Source organism: Rhodococcus globerulus NBRC 14531 (genome assembly GCF_001894805.1).
GTDB lineage: Bacteria > Actinomycetota > Actinomycetes > Mycobacteriales > Mycobacteriaceae > Rhodococcus_F > Rhodococcus_F globerula.
The window spans coordinates 327,642-342,806 of sequence record NZ_BCWX01000001.1; the positions used below are offsets into that span (position 1 = coordinate 327,642).

A 15,165-nucleotide genomic window follows, 5' to 3' on the forward strand; every position below is an offset into this window, starting at 1 on the left:
CCGCTCACTGCTCAAAACTGGTGTTCGAAAGATCTCGTACGCAGTCTCACGATGATTCTCGGACCGGATGATTGATCACTTGCTCCGGCGACTCGGGTTGGTAGGCCTTTCCGCCTAGCTTGTTAAGGAACGGGACGAGCATGAAAATTAGAACTCCCGCTCCGATACAGCCGGACCAAACTGTGATGAATGCACCTTCGTTTGGTATTTTCGACCCACTGATCAACATCCCGGACATGATCGCGGCGCATATCGCTCCAGCGGTTGCCCCAGCCACCGTTCGCGCGGTGTTATATAGAGCGCCCGCGATTGCGGAGTCTTCCGGACGTGCGCGAGAAATCACGAGTGCGGGAAGGATTGCGACGAATAGACCAATTCCGGTGCCGCCAACGAATCCCATTGAAATGAAGGCGGACAGTGTGTGTCGAAATACAATTAACCCACCAAACCAAGTGGAAATCAATGCAGCAGAAATCTGCAGTGCCGTTCGTGTACCGAATCGTCGCGCGAATCTGTCGGCGAGCGCCGCCGAAATCATGAGGGCAATGGGTACTGGGGTTATCGCAAACGCGATGCCCATCGAATCGAGACCAAATCCGTATCCGACGATGTCAGGTTTGGATGAATAATACAGTGTAGAAACTGTAACGGCTCCGTAAAACTGCAATCCGAATACTAATGTCAAAACTAACAGGAATCCGACTCCTCCCTTCGTCAACAAGTTGAAGTCGACTAGGGGGGGTGCTGATTCTTTTTTCCATCATGACAAAGGCGACAAGTAATGCCACGCCGCCGCCAACTGTCATCAGGGTTGTAGTAGAAATCCACCCTAGGTTGCTTCCATTGCTTATCCCGATGAGAAAGGCCCCGAGGCCGGTGCCCAGCAGTGCAGCACCCGTCCAGTCGATGGAACCTGTTGCACGAGTGGAGGTTTCGGGCACGAAATATGCAATGCAAACAAGGCTTGTCAGTGTGAGTGCGGCGGGAATGAAGAGGGCGAGAGTCAGGTCGACTGTAGTTCCGAGTATCCCGACCAAAAGTGTCCCCGCCGCGCCTCCGGCGCCAAGGCACCCTACAAGTATTCCGATTGCGCGTCCTGCGTCAGCGCCAGCGCGTTCTCGGAGAATTGCCAACTCGAGAGGGAGAAGCGCGCCCAGCGTTCCTTGGATGATTCTGCCCAACAAGAAGATCCCGAATGAGGGTGCCATCGCGGTAAGGGTCGTTCCGACGGTTACGGTGCCAAGCACGATCAATACCATGCGACGGTGGCCGTATTTGTCTCCCAGTTTGGCCAGCAAAGGCACGCAAATTACGGTCGAGAGGAGGTAGGAAGCCAACACCCAGTTGAGTTGTGCCGGGTTGACACTGAGCTGCTGTCCAATGTGCGGTAAGAGCGGGATGTACCACGACTGCAGCATTCCGCTGATGACTTCGGAAAAAGCCAGGAATCCAACGGCTGCGAGTCCTCCGGCTTGATGTGGAGACATCGCTAGATTTGACTGAATGCTTGGTTCGGTCACTGGCACGCCCCGTTGGAATATTCATCATGAGTTGAGTTGTCAGGCATGGGTTCTCGTGTCCTTCTCGTCAAGGGTTACGGGTCGACCGAATAAGAGACGACTATCGTCCGCTGAACTGTATGGAGTGACGAATAACTGTGTCAAGGGTCACATTTCTTTGCTGGAGGATTGCCGCCGTCGGACGAAACCGGTTGCGGCCCAACGTCCACGTCCTACATTGTCAAGTTGCCTGCCGCTTCGAAGGCGGGGGCTGCGGACCGTTGATCTCGAATCCGAATCGGTGGAGTTCTGCGCAGCTGACTGCAATCGCATTTCCAATCGGGTCTTCGGCAGCCACCGCCAGTTTCTGCCGATGTAAGCGATACGATCGGGGCTGTGAAGAGGTCGGAGATCAGCGCTCTGCGCCGCCGTTGGTCAGTAGAGGACGTCGAAAATCTACGGGCGCAGCTGCTCGATCAGTCGCGAATCACCAAGCCCCCTCACACGCTCACCTCCCCGTGGCCCGCGACCGAGAATGAGCTGCTGGATTTGTGTGGTCTGACGGTGGGTCGCTATGGATTGGACATCAGATTCGTCACGCTGGAACATATCGATCTGAGTTTCGTGCGCGGTGCGCTCACGGCGTTCGAAGCCGAATTGTTCGACTGCCGCTTCGATTTCGCCGCATTGACCGGCCAACCACGCTTGAACCGCAGATTCGAACGATGCAGTTTCCGCGGCGCCACCCTCTCTCGTCTGGCGCTCGGGCCGAAGGTTGTCGATTGCGATTTCACTGGAGCGAAAGCCCACAAGCTACGTTCCGTGCCCAATACCGTGTTCGATCGGTGCACGTTCGACGACTCGGACCTCGCAGGTGCGCAGTTCTCCGACACCTCGTTCGTCGATTGCACCTTCGGTGCCGTGCGGTTCTCCGCGTCGACGAGCTTCGTGCGGTGCTCGTTCACCCGTACCATCATCGATTTCGGCATGGCACAGGTCTCGCGAACGACGAGCGACGGCACAGCTGTGCCTGACCAATGGAAAGGTGAAGACGAGGCAAGCGTCGCACTGGAGCGGTATGCCGCACGCTACGCCCGAGCCATTGTCGCGGAGGATGAGGATGGGCCGCCGTCAAGTCCGAAACTCGAGTGAAGAGCTAGCTGACGTTGACCTCGGCTGCTTCGTCCTCCTGCCCGTCCGGCGGCGACGGTCAGGCGCGTGGTGAACGCGGAGACGCTCGAGGCTCTGCACTCCGCTATCTGCTCTCCGCTATCTGCTCTCGAATGTCGTTGTACGTCGACGCGTCAGGGGTTACCAGTCGTACAGCGTCGTTGATGCCCTCGATTCGCTGCGCCTCAACTGTTTCGAGTTCACCTCGGTTGATTCGGCCAAGAAATCGGAAGTCGACGAACAATTGGATCTGTTACAGGCCGGCACCGCCGAAAATCGCAGACGGATTGTTCGTCGTGAAGGACGACGTGTCGCTGTTCGACAGCTTCGAGCCTCTGGATCGGCATCTCGATGCGGGCGTAGCCTACGTCCAAGTGGAGTTCGACTCGTTGATCGATCCACGGCTTCCCAATGGGGATTCAGTTTCTGACCACGGCGATCTGTGTTCGGTGGTGCGTCGGATTGTCGATTTCGTCAACCGTCGCGACAGCGAGGTCGGTATAGGTGAATGCGGGATCGGATGAATGCAAGAGTTCCGGGCCGGCGCTGACTAGTAGTGGGCCGGTTTCGGCGTGCTCTGCGATGACCACAGGAGGGGGAGTGATTACCACCCAGTCGAGTTCGCTCGGGCTCTGCTGGAGGAGTTCGAGTTCGAGGGCATGACCGACGGTGAACGGCTTCGCTTCGTCGGGGAAGTCAGGTGTATCCACCAGTCGTATTCCCGGGGTCGGTTCGAGGGTTGTTCCGATCCCGATCACGAGTAGACGCCTGGTCTGCAGTCCTCCGATCAATGCATGCGTGGATGCGGAAAAGAACTGGTCCGGTGGTACATCCATGCTAGCGCCGGCATTGATCACCGCATCGGCCCCTGCTGTGAGTCGGCGTACGTCAGCGACATCGGTGACGTCGCCCGTGACGCCGTCGATGTCGGGGTGCGCATGTGGGTGGCGCATCACGGCTAGTACGTCGTGGCCCCGGGCGCGGGCCTGTGCCAAGATTCGACGACCCGCGCGGCCGCCAGCTCCGAACAACACAATCCGGCTCATGCTTTCCTCCGTTCACTGCGTCACCGAGATGGCGACGGGGACGCGTTCACGGTAGAACGCGCCCCCTCGGTTACCGCAACGTAAGCGACCCGACATCCGTAGTGTGGATTCCATGACTGGACCTCTGGATTCAGAACTATTCGCCTCGTGCGGGACGGTTCGTCCTCCGGTGCAGGTAGGCGGTAAATGGGATGCTCAGATCATCTTCTGCCTCCTCGGTGGGGCCCGGCGGTTCTCCGAGATACAAGTCCCGATGCGGCACGTTGCGCCGAAAGTCCTCACCGAATCTCTGCGAACTATGGAGCGTGACGGGTTCGTCAGTCGGACAGTGCATTCGGAATCACCGCGTCACGTCACCTACGCTTTGACCACGCTCGGATACACGCTCACGCAGCCGCTGCAGGCTGCTTGTGAGTGGTCTCAAAAACACCTTCCGGAGGTGATCGAGTCGCGTCGTCAGCACGAAGCTGGGCTCGCTTGACGGGTCGCGCGGCGGGGTTTCGTGTCAGCGAATAACTAGGTCATGGTCGGTGGCGCTGAGGGTGATCGCTGCAATGTGGTTGCCGCGCATCCAGTCTCGGACAAACGCGTCCAGTGCGGGGTTCGATTCCCGAGTCGCGTACGCGTCCACCGGGATTTCGATTGCCCCGACGAGGTGGCGGGGGTTGGCGTCGAGGCCGGGCCCGCGAGGTGTCATTCGGAGTCCGTCGGCGGTGTGCAGGATGACTGGAATGCAGGTGCCGTCCGGTGCGGTGACTGTCGCGGTCCGGGTGGTGGCGACGGGATCGAAGTGTTCCACGTCCAACCGGTAGCCAGAAGGCTGTGCGTGCTGGCCGATCGCGTCGAGCATGCGCGGGTCCACCACGGTGTACGGAAAACCGATGTCGATCAGTGCCTGACCGTCGATGGCGCCGTTGCGGGCGGGCAGCGTTGTGGACAGGTCCCAAGGGGCCGCGGGGGCAAGGGTATCTGTCGAGCGGTCGATCGGTGTGTTCTCGATCGGCGAGCCGAGGAGGTCCGCGCCCGTTGGTGTGAACTCCCACAGGCCGCCTACGAGATCCTTGTGCCAGAAGCCGGATTCGGTGCCGTTACGGCCCTCTACGCGCAACTCGCGCCGATTCGGGCCGGGGCCGAGGGAGTGCACACTGATCGCGGATGTGATCTCGCCGGGAATCTTGGGTTGGTGCACCCAGTCCGGAGCCGGCAGTTGGATTGCGGCGGTGCTGCGGTCGAGCGTTTCGGCGACGAGGTTGGGCGCGGACGGTTTATCCGACTGGTCGTCCCAGCTGTAGCGGAAGAAGATCGAGTCCGATCCCGACGAATCGAAATCGAATGTGCGGGTGTACATGTCGCCGTACTTGTTCATCACGAAGGTGGTCGATCCGGCCGCCGACAACGAGTCGGCCTGGAACCGCCCGCCGAGCGGCCCGCCGATCTCGTAGCTGTCGTCGTTGGGGAGCCACGGGTCCGCGTACGTGATGCGGCTGCCGTCCCCGGTCAGCGCGGGGAGCATTGTCATCTTGCCAAATCCGACGAAGTGGATTCGTCCGGCGATGTCGGTGAAGGTTTGGTTGTCCCACGGCGACGACACGCTCAGCGCCCATCCGTTCGGCCGGTCTCCTGGTAGTTGGCGGCCGGGGGCGCTCCACAGGGGTGCGCCCCACGCGGAGGTCCAGTTCCAAGCGAGCGGGTGCTGGGACGCGTTGTCCATCGTGTAGATCCAGCCGTTGTCGTCGACCGCGACGAGTTCGTCGTCGTCCAGCGATATCCCGACCAGTCGGCCGCGCAGGCACTCGGGCATCGGTACGAATCGCCAGGGTTCGGTGGTAGACGCGTCGGCTTCCCGTGGCCGAGTGAGCAGGTCGTGGCCGACAAGCGCGAAGTCCCAGAATCGGTTGAATTGCGTTGTCGGCGTGCGAACCTCGATAGATTCCGGGGCGGTCGAGCCGGTGAACGTCGGCAGTTCGGCCAGCCCGATGCGCCCTCCGCCCGATGGAGCGCCCGGCGGCAGCTGGGCGGTCCCGAACGGTACGCAGCTCGCTGGTCCGGCCTCGGCGGGTGCGGCCGCGGCGAGGGGAGTGGGCCACAGCAAGCCTGCGGCGAAGAGGACGCCGACACACAGAAGTCGCGTTGGGCGCGGGTGCAACACTCTACGGCTGGTGTCGATCATTGTCCGATTCTCGCATGCATCGACATGTCCACCGCGTTGCTGGTGAGGACGGTCCATCCGTGTCGAATGCGGCGCAGCGTGCTGATTGTGGCCTTGGACGTAGGTAGCGGATGCGTCGCTGCTCCACAGTGACCAGGAGCCCGTCCAGTCAGGCGGTCGGGTGCTCGGAAGGCGTCATCGCGGTCAGTAGCGCGAGGAAGTTCCGGAATGCGGCAGGCATGTCCACCTCGTCCGGCGCCAAGAGCCACTGGATCTGTATGCCGTCGATGACAGCTATGAGTAGTGGTGCAGCTTGCTCGGGTGTGAGCCCGCCGGCCAATCGGTCCCCGAGCTCCGCGCGCAGCAATTCGGCCATGCCCTCTCGCACGGACGCATAGCGCTCGGTGAAGAACTCACGCGCTGGGTGCTGCCCGGTCGCGCTTTCGGCGGCGAGTGCGGTGAAGGTCTGGACGACTCCGGGCCGGTCGGCATTGAATTCCACGATTTGTTCGAGGTGCGACAGGCGCACATCCGTCGAGTTCGCGAGAAGGGCTGCGGCGTCCCATCGGTCGCGAGCGTCGAGCACTCCGATCAGGAGGTGCTCCTTGCTGGGAAAGTGGTGCAGCAGTCCGGGTTGCGTCAGGCCGACGCGCTCGGCGACGGCAGCGAGAGTGGTGCCGCGGTATCCGCGTTCCGCGATCTCGGCCATCGTCGCATCGAGAATGGCCTCGCGCCGGGCCTCGGCCTTGACCGCCCGGCCACCCCGTTGTCGCTCAGTCATGCAGTGAGCCTATCGACGGAAGCGTTTCTCATCGCGCCTGGGTGAGGATGACGGCCATCAGTCCCGCGTCCTGGCTCTGGGTCGGCGCGAGAGCATTGCCAAGGTGACGGCCCCCGCGATGACGCGAACGGTGTTCAAGGACTTCAATTTCGAGTCTCGATGCGCAGGGTGAGAGGGCAGTTGGCCGACGAGGCACCGACGTGGAGATCGTACGATCCGGGTCGGTAGCACCAACTACGGCTCTGCTCGTCCCAGACCTCGAACGCACGACGCGGCAGAGTGATTGTTGCCGTTGCGGTTTCGCCGGCCTCTGCCACCACGCTCGCGAAGCCGGCAAGCGCACGGGCGGGTCTGGACGGGTCGATGTCGGCGGTAGCGAGATACACCTGCACAACCTCGCGTCCCTGCCTAGATCCAGTGTTGTGGATACGAACCGTGACGGTGTCGCCTTGCCATTCGACGCTCTCGTATTCCCACGTGGTGTAGCCGAGACCGTGTCCGAACGCGAACGCGGGTGCGACATCTGTTCGGTCCCAGGCGCGGTAGCCGATGAACAGGCCCTCGGAGTACGTGAGCTTGCCATCGACGGGTGTGACATCCGTGACCGGGCAATCTACAAGTGTTGCGGGCCAGGTGGTCGGTAGCCGGCCACCCGGCTCAGTCAGTCCGACCAGAACATCGGCCAGTGCGGCGCCGGCTTCCTGGCCGGGGAACCAGCTCAACAATACCGCCGAGACATCGTTCCGCCAGGGCATCTCCACCGGCGAACCCGAGTTCACGACAACGACAGTTCGCGGGTTAGCGGCAGCTACGCGGGAGACCAATTCGTCTTGACGCCCCGGCAATTTCAGTGTGCTGCGGTCGAAGCCCTCGGACTCGACCTGGTCAGTTGTCGCGACGACAACGACGGCGACGTCCGCCGCCTTCGCGGCATCGACCGCCTCGGCCAGCAGCTCTTCCGGGTCTCGTTGCGGCTCCTGGTGTCCCAGACTGAAACTGAGGATGTCGATCGGCGAACCCTCCATTTTCATCGGAGTGTGCTTCAGGACCACTTCGACAGGTTCTCCGGCAGTCAGTTCGACGGAGCCGCGGTCCTTCGGAGCACCGAAGAACAGCTCGAACGGATCGAAGCTTTCCAGGGGTTGGTCACCGTCGAACAGAGTTTCACCGCCGACTGTCAGGGTGAACATGCCGAGTCCCTTGGTGCCGAATCGATGCGAACCGCTCTCACTGGGTGTGAAAGTGCCGAGAAGCTCGATTGTGTGCAGCGCTTGGAAGTCGAGGCCTTCCGGGAGGATTCCCATCCATGTGATCATTCCGTTGGGCAGGTCGAGTTCTCGAAGCAGCGTTCCCGCAGCGTCGTAGCACCGGGCGCGTAGATCGAATCCTCTTTCGGCGGTACCCATCTGGTCGGTCAACGTTGTGCCGATGCTGTAGCTGAGCGAGCCCTCGGGCAGTGCTGCCGTCAGTCCGTCGAGTGGGGACACGACGGACTCGGGAAAGACCATTGCGGAGCCGCCACCGAGGACGCGGGCGTCGCGGGCGGCCAGTCCGATCAGTGCGACGGTGGTAGTGCTCGGGTCGATCGGCAGGATCGTCTCACCGCCGATGGGAGCATTGCGGGTCAGTACGAAGGAACGGCTGGCGATCTCGTGGGCCAGAGCGCGGCCGTCGACCGGCGCGGGGAGTTCGGTCACCGCAGGATTGGCGTCCTCGAGGAGGCCCGCGCGCGCCGCGAGCAGTAGGACTCGGCGCACTGCGTCGTCGACTACCGACTCGTCGACCTCGTCATTCCTGACTGCCTCGGCCAGTAGCTCTCCGTAGACGGAGCGGGGGCCGGGCATCGCGATGTCGAGGCCACCCAGAATCGCGCCAAGGGTCGAGCGCGTTCCCATCCAATCCGAGACTACGCAGCCGTCAAATCCCCACTCGCCCCGCAATACTCCGTTCAGAAGTTCGTTGTGCTCGCTCATGGTGGTGCCGTTGACGCTGTTGTACGCGGACATGATTGCCCAGGGTCGGGAGTTCTTCACGATGTCCTCGAAGGGCGCAAGATAGATCTCGCGCAGCTCATTCGGGGACACAATGTTGTCGACGGACATGCGGTCCGTCTCGGCGTCATTGGCTACAAAATGCTTGACGGTGGCGCCGACGCCACCGGACTGCACCCCGCGGACGTAGCCGGAACCGATTGCGCCGGTGAGCAAAGGGTCCTCGGAGTAGGCCTCGAAGTGTCGGCCGCCGACCGGGGTGCGGTGCATGTTCACGGTCGGAGCGAGCAACAGGTGCACGCCCTTGCGCCTGGCTTCCTGCGCGAGCAGAACTCCAGCACGCGCGATCAGGTCAGGATCCCAGGTCGCGGCCATTGCGGTGGGCGACGGCAGCAGAATTGACGGATCGTCCGGTCCCCAGAAGACGCCTCGCACACCTACCGGTCCGTCGGACATCACCAGCGACCCGAGCCCGATTTGCGGGAGGGCAGGAAGGGTCCACATGTCCTGGCCCTGGAGGAGTCGTGCCTTCGCATCCAGGTCGAGCTTGGCGAGTGCTGATTCGACGGCCTCGTAAGTTGCTTCGTCCCGCAATGTGCACTCCTTCGACATGGTGTGGGTTGGTTGCCCGTCCGATGGAAACTCATCGTGCCATCAAACTTAATAAATGATAGGTGTTGTTACTAAAACGTTATATCATGGCGGGATTGGTGTCGAAGGTGGCTCTCCGGCAAGCGAACTCGCAACTGTAACGATTAAATAACAAAGCCTAAGTTGAATTAGGTCTCGTCGTTAGGGTGCATCACATGAAAAGTCTGATGAGCAAAAGCGTCGTGCTCCTCGCAGCTGTAACTCTGGTTCTGCTGGGATCCGGCGCCACAGCGCAGGCGGGTGGAACCAGTGAGCCTGTCGCGAACGGCAGAACCGTCGACGCCACGTACTCCGAGCGAGGTCCGTGGGAGGTGACCAGTCGGCAAGGTTTCGGTTGCTGCGACTCCTCCGGTAACAAGTTCGACGTCTGGTATCCCACTGACCTGGGCGCGAACGGAGATCGGCACCCGATCATCACCTGGGGTGACGGGACGTGGGCGCACCCCTTCCAGTACGACTATCTGCTCTCCCATCTGGCATCGTGGGGGTTCGTGGTGATCGCGGCCGACAACACCAATACCGGCACAGGTCAGGAAATGCTGGAGGCAGTGGATTTCCTCCGACATGAGGACAGCGATCCGTCGAGCATTTTCTATCAGAGTTTGGATACCGGCAATGTCGGTGCGATGGGGCACTCTCAGGGGGCGGTCGGTGCCCTCAACGCGGCGATCAGCTCCGGCGGCGAACTGAAAACCGCTGTCCCCATAGAGCTTCCGGGCCAGTACATGTGTGGCCTGCCCAAGGCTGATGCGGCGATGAACGTCTGCACGGATCCGCGGGCGCTGACCACAGGTTCTGTGCTGTACGTGAACGGCTCCAACAGCCCCATTTCGCAGTCGATCCAGCCGTTGCCGTGGGACTTGATCGGAGCGCAGTCCGCGGAGGGCTATTTCGGTGCCACCCCGGACTCTGTGCCGAAGGTGCGCGCGACTCTGAACGGTCCTAACCACAACGACATTCAAGGTCAACCCGGTTGCCCGGCAAACGATCCGGGCTGCGTCGACGGAGTGCAGGGGTTCCTTGGTGTTCTCACTGCGTGGAACATGGACAATTTGCGCGGAGACGCGCATGCGCACAGTGCCTTCATCTCCGGGGCCGGTGAGCTGTTCAGTCTGCCGGCGTGGAGTAACCAAGCTAGCAACATCATCAGCTGACAGGACCTTCTCGGGCACCCCCGAGTTGGCCTACCCAGCTGGACGAATTCGCCGTTAACCTGCAGGATCGAGAGTCAGGGAGTGGCAGCTGCGGTGATATGGCTCAACACGCATAGCCAGCGGCCATTCCGTCGAACGAAGACATCGGTAGTCCACTCGTCGGCGTCGAATTGTCGGCCGCGGTAGTGCGCCGTGTTCGTCAACCGCGCTGTCAGAACCGCGGTGTCACCGTAGGTGCGGACTCTGGCGTCGTTGACCCGGTCGAACGTCGAGTGGGTGAGCTCGCCAGACTGGATGATAGACAGGAATTGTTCTTTGGACGTGATGCCTGAATAGGACACGATCACCCAGTCGTCCGCCATGAATCTGCCGATTCGTTCGGCATCGTTCGAGACGATCGCCGTGGACCACTGCTCGTGGATCGCGAGTATGTCTGCCTGCACGTCATCACCCGTGCCTGTTGTGACGTCCTTGCCCATCATCGCTCCTCGGCGCCTCTAATTGATCGTGGCCGTCACGGCGTTGCGCGCCGCAGTGTCGCCCAGGCGCCGGCGATGCACGCGATGGTCAGGACGAGAGGGAGCAGCGCCATCGGCACCACCCGTGGGACATCGACAAACCACGAACCGATCGCCGGCCACCAGCGGGCCCAGGTGATTACGATCGCTGACAGGCCGAGCGCGCCGAAGAGTCCGGTGAGGGAGGCAAGCAGACCGGTGATCCGCCACCGCTGGTAGATCGCACCCGTCAGCATCGCGATCGAACTGGTCAGCAGCAGCGTTGCGAACAGCGCCGACAGCTGCACGGCCGTGCTGTCGGTGAAATAGCGTGCGATGCCGAACATACGCATGTGCACACCCCAGCCGTTGGTAGCGGACTCCACCACTGACAGCAGCTGCAGCGCGATTGCGAAGACCGCGGACTGCGCCAGCGCCATCACCGTTGTGGCGGTGAAGAACTCGCGGCGAGTCACGCTCAGTCCGAGTGCGAACGGGAATGTCTGGGCCATCGACTGGAGGTAGAAAGCGAGCACGAAACCGTAGACGGAGAACACGCTGCCGGTGAAACCCTCGTCCTGCTCGTTCCTGACGATCGCGTAGATGGTGAAGCTGATCAGGAACGAGACCAGCAGAATGCCGACCGGCCAGGCGATCAGCAGCGGCCATGCGACCGTATGCAATTGGAGGACGGAACCGATCCGGGACCGGGTGGGTGCCTTCGGGATCGTCCGGGGCGCGGTCGTTGTGATGCTCATACGGTGGTCTCCCTGCGCTGTGTGGTGGTCGCGATGACAAGTTCCTGCAAAGATGCCGGCTCCAGTTCGACCCCAGCCTCCCGCAAACGGTTCCGCTCGGTATCGGTCACGCCGGCCTGCACCGTGATTCGGGCGTGGGAGCCGAGGGACTCACGGTGCAGAACCGTGCCGGACGCGGCAAAAGCATCTACAGCAGCGAGGGGACCGGTTGCCACTACTGCGCGGCTGCGCAGTGTGTCCGCGTCCTCGTCGAGCGCGATTCGGCCGTGGTCGACGACGATCACGTGCTCGAGCAGATTGGCTACCTCGTCGATCAGGTGAGTCGAAAGCACCACGGTACGTGGATGTTCGGCGTAGTCGGCAAGAAGTCGGTCGTAAAACAGTTGGCGTGCAACGGCATCGAGACCGAGGTACGGCTCGTCGAAGAGCGTCAGCGGCGCGCGGGATGCGAGCCCGATTATTACCCCCAGTGCCGATCGCATGCCGCGCGAAAGCTTCTTTACCTTGCGGCCCAGAGGAAGTTGGAAGTCGTCGAGCAGTGCCTCGGCGAACGTGTGGTCCCACTTCGGCAACAGATGGCTCGCGGCGGTGAGTACGTGCTTGACCCGGAGGTCTTCGGGGTATGTCTGGCTTTCCTTGACGAAGCACACGTTCGCCAGCACGTCAGAATTTTCGAACGGGGCGGCGCCGAATACCTCGACCTCGCCGCTGGTGTGCAGGTCCTGCCCGGTCAGGATCTGCATGATCGTCGTCTTGCCCGCGCCGTTACGGCCAAGCAGGCCATAGATCTTGTTGTGCTCGATCTCGAAGGAGACGTCGGAGAGCGCGTCGACATCCCCGTATCTTCTGTTCACTGCGCGCATCGAGGCGGCGAGTTCGAAGTCGGTGAAACGCCTGATGTCGGACTCGGTCGTTGTCATGCTCGCGTTCATCGGGCCACCTTCCTGTCGTCCAGCATGGATTTGAGTTCGTCGAGGGGGATCTGGAGTCGTTCGGCCTCCGCTACGAGCGGCTCGATGTACTGACGTGAGAATGCTTCTCGGCGTCTGAACCTGAGTGCGTCGCGCGCACCGAGAGTGACGAACATTCCGATTCCTCGTTTCTTGTAGAGGATCCCCTCGGATACGAGCTGATTGAGGCCCTTGGCTGCCGTCGCAGGGTTGATCCGGTGGAACGCCGCAAGTTCATTGGTCGAGGGCACCTGCCCGTCTTCGGGCAGTGAGCCGTCGATGATCGAGCCTTCGATCTGCTCGGCGATCTGCTGGAACAGTGGTCGCCCGTCGTCGATCACGATGATCCACGCCCGGGGCTCACTGGTTCATTACTCATGTAATGAACCATAGAACTTAGTGAGGGGTGTTGGCAACCCCCGGTGACGTCGTGCCCGTTCCAGGTGTGGCCTGAGAATTCTTGCAACATCGGTTCGTTCAGCGACGTGAATGGCGCGAGCCGGAACTCACCTCGAATGCCGAGTCAGGAACGACGCGCCTGCCCGTACCGCATCCCAGTCGGTGTTCACTTGGTGCGCCATCGCTTGCGAGAGCCAGGTCCGACGCTCGGCCTGCTCCCGGATCAGACCGGGGATGTCGAGGTCGAACCCCGAGAGAACGTCGGTCGCGGCGATCGTGTCCACCCTCACTTGCATGGCTTCGAGGAGGAGGTAGTCGAAATCCGTTATTGCGGAGACAAATTCGTTGGTGCTGCCCGATGCCCGGCCCGATAGCGGCGCGGTGAACGCGACATCGCCGTCGGGGTCGACAGGGAACCGCCAGTCCACGTTGACGGTGTCTACCGGTTCGAGTGTGCGCCACCACTGTAGTTCGGGCCCGAAACGCAGATAACCCGTGTCGACGCTCCGATCACTGTATGCATCGATGGCCGCGTCGATCTGCGTATTGTCCAGGAGCTCTGCGTCGTCGATGTCATCGAAATCGATTGACCACCCGGCAGTCACGAAATCCACCAGGTCATTCGGTACTGGTTCGAGGATGTAGGGCAACGCTTGCAGCATGTCTTCCCGGAGGCGGACCACGTAATATTCCGCGCACGGGGGACGGTTCGCCCGTCCGTGGGGGAGCGCCTGGCCGTTGTCTGCTCGCTATTGCGCAACAAATCGACTCCACCCACATCGAGGCAATACCAACCCTCGGTGAGCCCGAACCAGTGCAGGTTCCGGTTCTCTCCCCACGGTTCGACCTCGTCCACCGGTACCAGCTCGAACTGGAAACGCACCATGCCTCGATGTAACTCTATCGCCGCATATTCCGTCCACAGGCTTTCGCGCGAGAGCATCTGAGAAGGTGGGTATCTCGGTCGTCGACGTGCAAAAGTCGATGGAAACAAGAAGCGGGGCAATGTACTTCGCGCGCGATCCCTTTCCGAAGGCCAACGTCGTAGTGCGGAACGACCCGTAGTAGTCGCTGCAACCGACGTGACGAACCCAATCGCCCTGAGTTGCGTGCCACGGACTCGGGGTGAGGTGCGCGGAGACTGTGATGAAAAGGCGGCCTCCGAGTGAGCGGCCGAATTCAGTTCGGCAGTTCGGGCATGGCGCGAGAAAATCCATGCTGGACATAAACAAGTCCCACGACTTAGAGTTCAGTCCAACGACTGAAAGGTGAGTACAGGGATGGAAAATCTAGGTAAGGAAGCTGTATACGCGGTGATGACGACTCGGCCCGCCGAGATCGGTTCGGCGTTCGATGAGGCAAACCAAGACTTCGTGTTCGGCGAGATCTGGTCCCGCCCTGGATTGAGCCGGCGCAACAGACGTTGGGTCACACTGACCTGCGTTGGGGCTGCTGTTGCGCCTCGTGCCATAGACGAGCAGGTCTATGGCGCGCTGAACAGCGGTGACATGACCGTCGACGAGATGCTCGAGTTTGTCTTGCATTTCGCTGTGTACAACGGTTGGCCTAAAGCTTCACATCTCGAAGGCGTCGTTCGCCGCCAGTGGGCCCGGATAGAGAAGGACCGAGGTCTCGAGCGTTCCCCAATTGAACCTGCGAGCAATGACACTCTCGGGCTTAATGATTGGGACGATCGGATCGAACGTGGTGTAAAAGAATTCATGGACGTCAATCTGATCGACGCTCCATCGCCCGATACTCCCTATATTCACGCCGGGATCTTGAACTTCGTCTTTGGACACGTCTGGCAGCGCCCGGGTTTGACGAGGCGGGATCGACGGTTCATCACTGTTGCATCCGTGGCGGTGAACGATGCAGTGACGCCGCTGCAATCACATGTCGGCTCGGCCTTGGAATCGGGCGATATCACCAAGTCGGAGATGGATGAAGTAGTTCTCCAGCTATCCGCATACTCGGGATTTGCCAAAGGTGAAGCCCTACAGACGACTGCCGACGAAGCATGGGATCGACTGAGCCTGGCCCGGACTGCCGTTGGCGGCGTCCGACATGAGAGCGCCTAGTACGTCGCCAGAAATTACATTCGAAAAGTTGATGTCTAA

The 15,165-nt window shown here is 61.2% G+C and carries 15 protein-coding genes and 1 pseudogene; 4 read left to right on the forward strand and 12 right to left on the reverse strand.

Features of this window, described 5'->3' with window-relative positions:
- Positions 1–46: 46 nt before the first annotated feature.
- Together RG2_RS32645 and RG2_RS01400 are read right to left on the reverse strand one after the other, a co-directional pair.
- Positions 47–721, reverse strand: a complete 675-nt coding sequence (locus tag RG2_RS32645) for an MFS transporter (RefSeq protein ID WP_072782249.1) — start codon at positions 719–721, stop codon at positions 47–49.
- A complete protein-coding gene (locus tag RG2_RS01400) occupies positions 612–1,520 on the reverse strand; it encodes an MFS transporter (RefSeq protein ID WP_084724314.1) in 909 nt (302 codons plus the stop codon). Before RG2_RS01400 ends, RG2_RS32645 begins: the two co-directional genes overlap by 110 nt.
- Before the next feature lie 375 nt (positions 1,521–1,895).
- Between RG2_RS01400 and RG2_RS01405 the strand changes: the two genes are divergently transcribed.
- A complete protein-coding gene (locus RG2_RS01405; RefSeq protein ID WP_033231590.1) occupies positions 1,896–2,651 on the forward strand; it encodes a pentapeptide repeat-containing protein in 756 nt (251 codons plus the stop codon).
- A 437-nt stretch (positions 2,652–3,088) separates the two neighbouring features.
- Here the strand turns inward: RG2_RS01405 and RG2_RS01410 are convergent, their stop codons facing one another.
- On the reverse strand, positions 3,089–3,715 hold the full coding sequence (locus tag RG2_RS01410; RefSeq protein WP_051730255.1) for an NAD(P)-dependent oxidoreductase: 627 nt from the start codon (positions 3,713–3,715) through the stop codon (positions 3,089–3,091).
- Positions 3,716–3,827: 112 nt separating this feature from the next.
- On the opposite strand from RG2_RS01410, the gene RG2_RS01415 reads away from it, so the two are divergent.
- Complete coding sequence (locus tag RG2_RS01415) at positions 3,828–4,196, forward strand: winged helix-turn-helix transcriptional regulator (protein WP_033231804.1); 369 nt, start codon at positions 3,828–3,830, stop codon at positions 4,194–4,196.
- Positions 4,197–4,220: 24 nt separating this feature from the next.
- Here the strand turns inward: RG2_RS01415 and RG2_RS01420 are convergent, their stop codons facing one another.
- The 3 genes from RG2_RS01420 to RG2_RS01430 form a co-directional block, all read right to left on the reverse strand.
- Positions 4,221–5,885 carry a hypothetical protein gene (locus RG2_RS01420; RefSeq protein WP_230589993.1) on the reverse strand — a complete coding sequence of 555 codons (1,665 nt, stop codon included), beginning with the start codon at positions 5,883–5,885 and terminating at the stop codon, positions 4,221–4,223.
- Between the two features lie 148 nt (positions 5,886–6,033).
- Positions 6,034–6,645: a TetR/AcrR family transcriptional regulator gene (locus RG2_RS01425; RefSeq protein ID WP_033231589.1), complete on the reverse strand. Its 612-nt coding sequence runs from the start codon at positions 6,643–6,645 to the stop codon at positions 6,034–6,036.
- A gap of 143 nt (positions 6,646–6,788) precedes the next feature.
- Positions 6,789–9,230, reverse strand: a complete 2,442-nt coding sequence (locus RG2_RS01430; protein WP_230589992.1) for a glycoside hydrolase family 3 protein — start codon at positions 9,228–9,230, stop codon at positions 6,789–6,791.
- A gap of 212 nt (positions 9,231–9,442) precedes the next feature.
- Between RG2_RS01430 and RG2_RS01435 the strand changes: the two genes are divergently transcribed.
- Positions 9,443–10,441: a poly(ethylene terephthalate) hydrolase family protein gene (locus RG2_RS01435; RefSeq protein ID WP_116538713.1), complete on the forward strand. Its 999-nt coding sequence runs from the start codon at positions 9,443–9,445 to the stop codon at positions 10,439–10,441.
- A gap of 74 nt (positions 10,442–10,515) precedes the next feature.
- Here the strand turns inward: RG2_RS01435 and RG2_RS01440 are convergent, their stop codons facing one another.
- From RG2_RS01440 to RG2_RS32650, 6 genes and pseudogenes are all read right to left on the reverse strand, one after another.
- Positions 10,516–10,923, reverse strand: a complete 408-nt coding sequence (locus RG2_RS01440) for a nuclear transport factor 2 family protein (RefSeq protein ID WP_230589991.1) — start codon at positions 10,921–10,923, stop codon at positions 10,516–10,518.
- A gap of 32 nt (positions 10,924–10,955) precedes the next feature.
- Positions 10,956–11,696, reverse strand: a complete 741-nt coding sequence (locus tag RG2_RS01445) for a hypothetical protein (protein ID WP_051730253.1) — start codon at positions 11,694–11,696, stop codon at positions 10,956–10,958.
- Entirely contained in the window at positions 11,693–12,628 is a 936-nt protein-coding gene (locus RG2_RS01450; RefSeq protein ID WP_033231587.1) for an ABC transporter ATP-binding protein, read from the reverse strand. The genes RG2_RS01445 and RG2_RS01450 overlap by 4 nt, the downstream gene beginning before the upstream one ends.
- On the reverse strand, positions 12,625–12,987 hold the full coding sequence (locus RG2_RS01455; protein WP_033231586.1) for a GntR family transcriptional regulator: 363 nt from the start codon (positions 12,985–12,987) through the stop codon (positions 12,625–12,627). Before RG2_RS01455 ends, RG2_RS01450 begins: the two co-directional genes overlap by 4 nt.
- 165 nt (positions 12,988–13,152) lie before the next feature.
- Positions 13,153–13,749 (reverse strand): annotated as a pseudogene (locus tag RG2_RS01460) (DUF5984 family protein); the annotation flags it as partial.
- On the reverse strand, positions 13,647–13,988 hold the full coding sequence (locus RG2_RS32650) for a DUF5984 family protein (protein ID WP_371851289.1): 342 nt from the start codon (positions 13,986–13,988) through the stop codon (positions 13,647–13,649). The gene RG2_RS32650 and the pseudogene RG2_RS01460, both read right to left, overlap by 103 nt.
- Before the next feature lie 337 nt (positions 13,989–14,325).
- Here RG2_RS32650 and RG2_RS01465 point away from each other — a divergent pair, with 337 nt between their 5' ends.
- A complete protein-coding gene (locus RG2_RS01465; RefSeq protein WP_051730252.1) occupies positions 14,326–15,126 on the forward strand; it encodes a carboxymuconolactone decarboxylase family protein in 801 nt (266 codons plus the stop codon).
- Positions 15,127–15,165 lie beyond the last annotated feature (39 nt).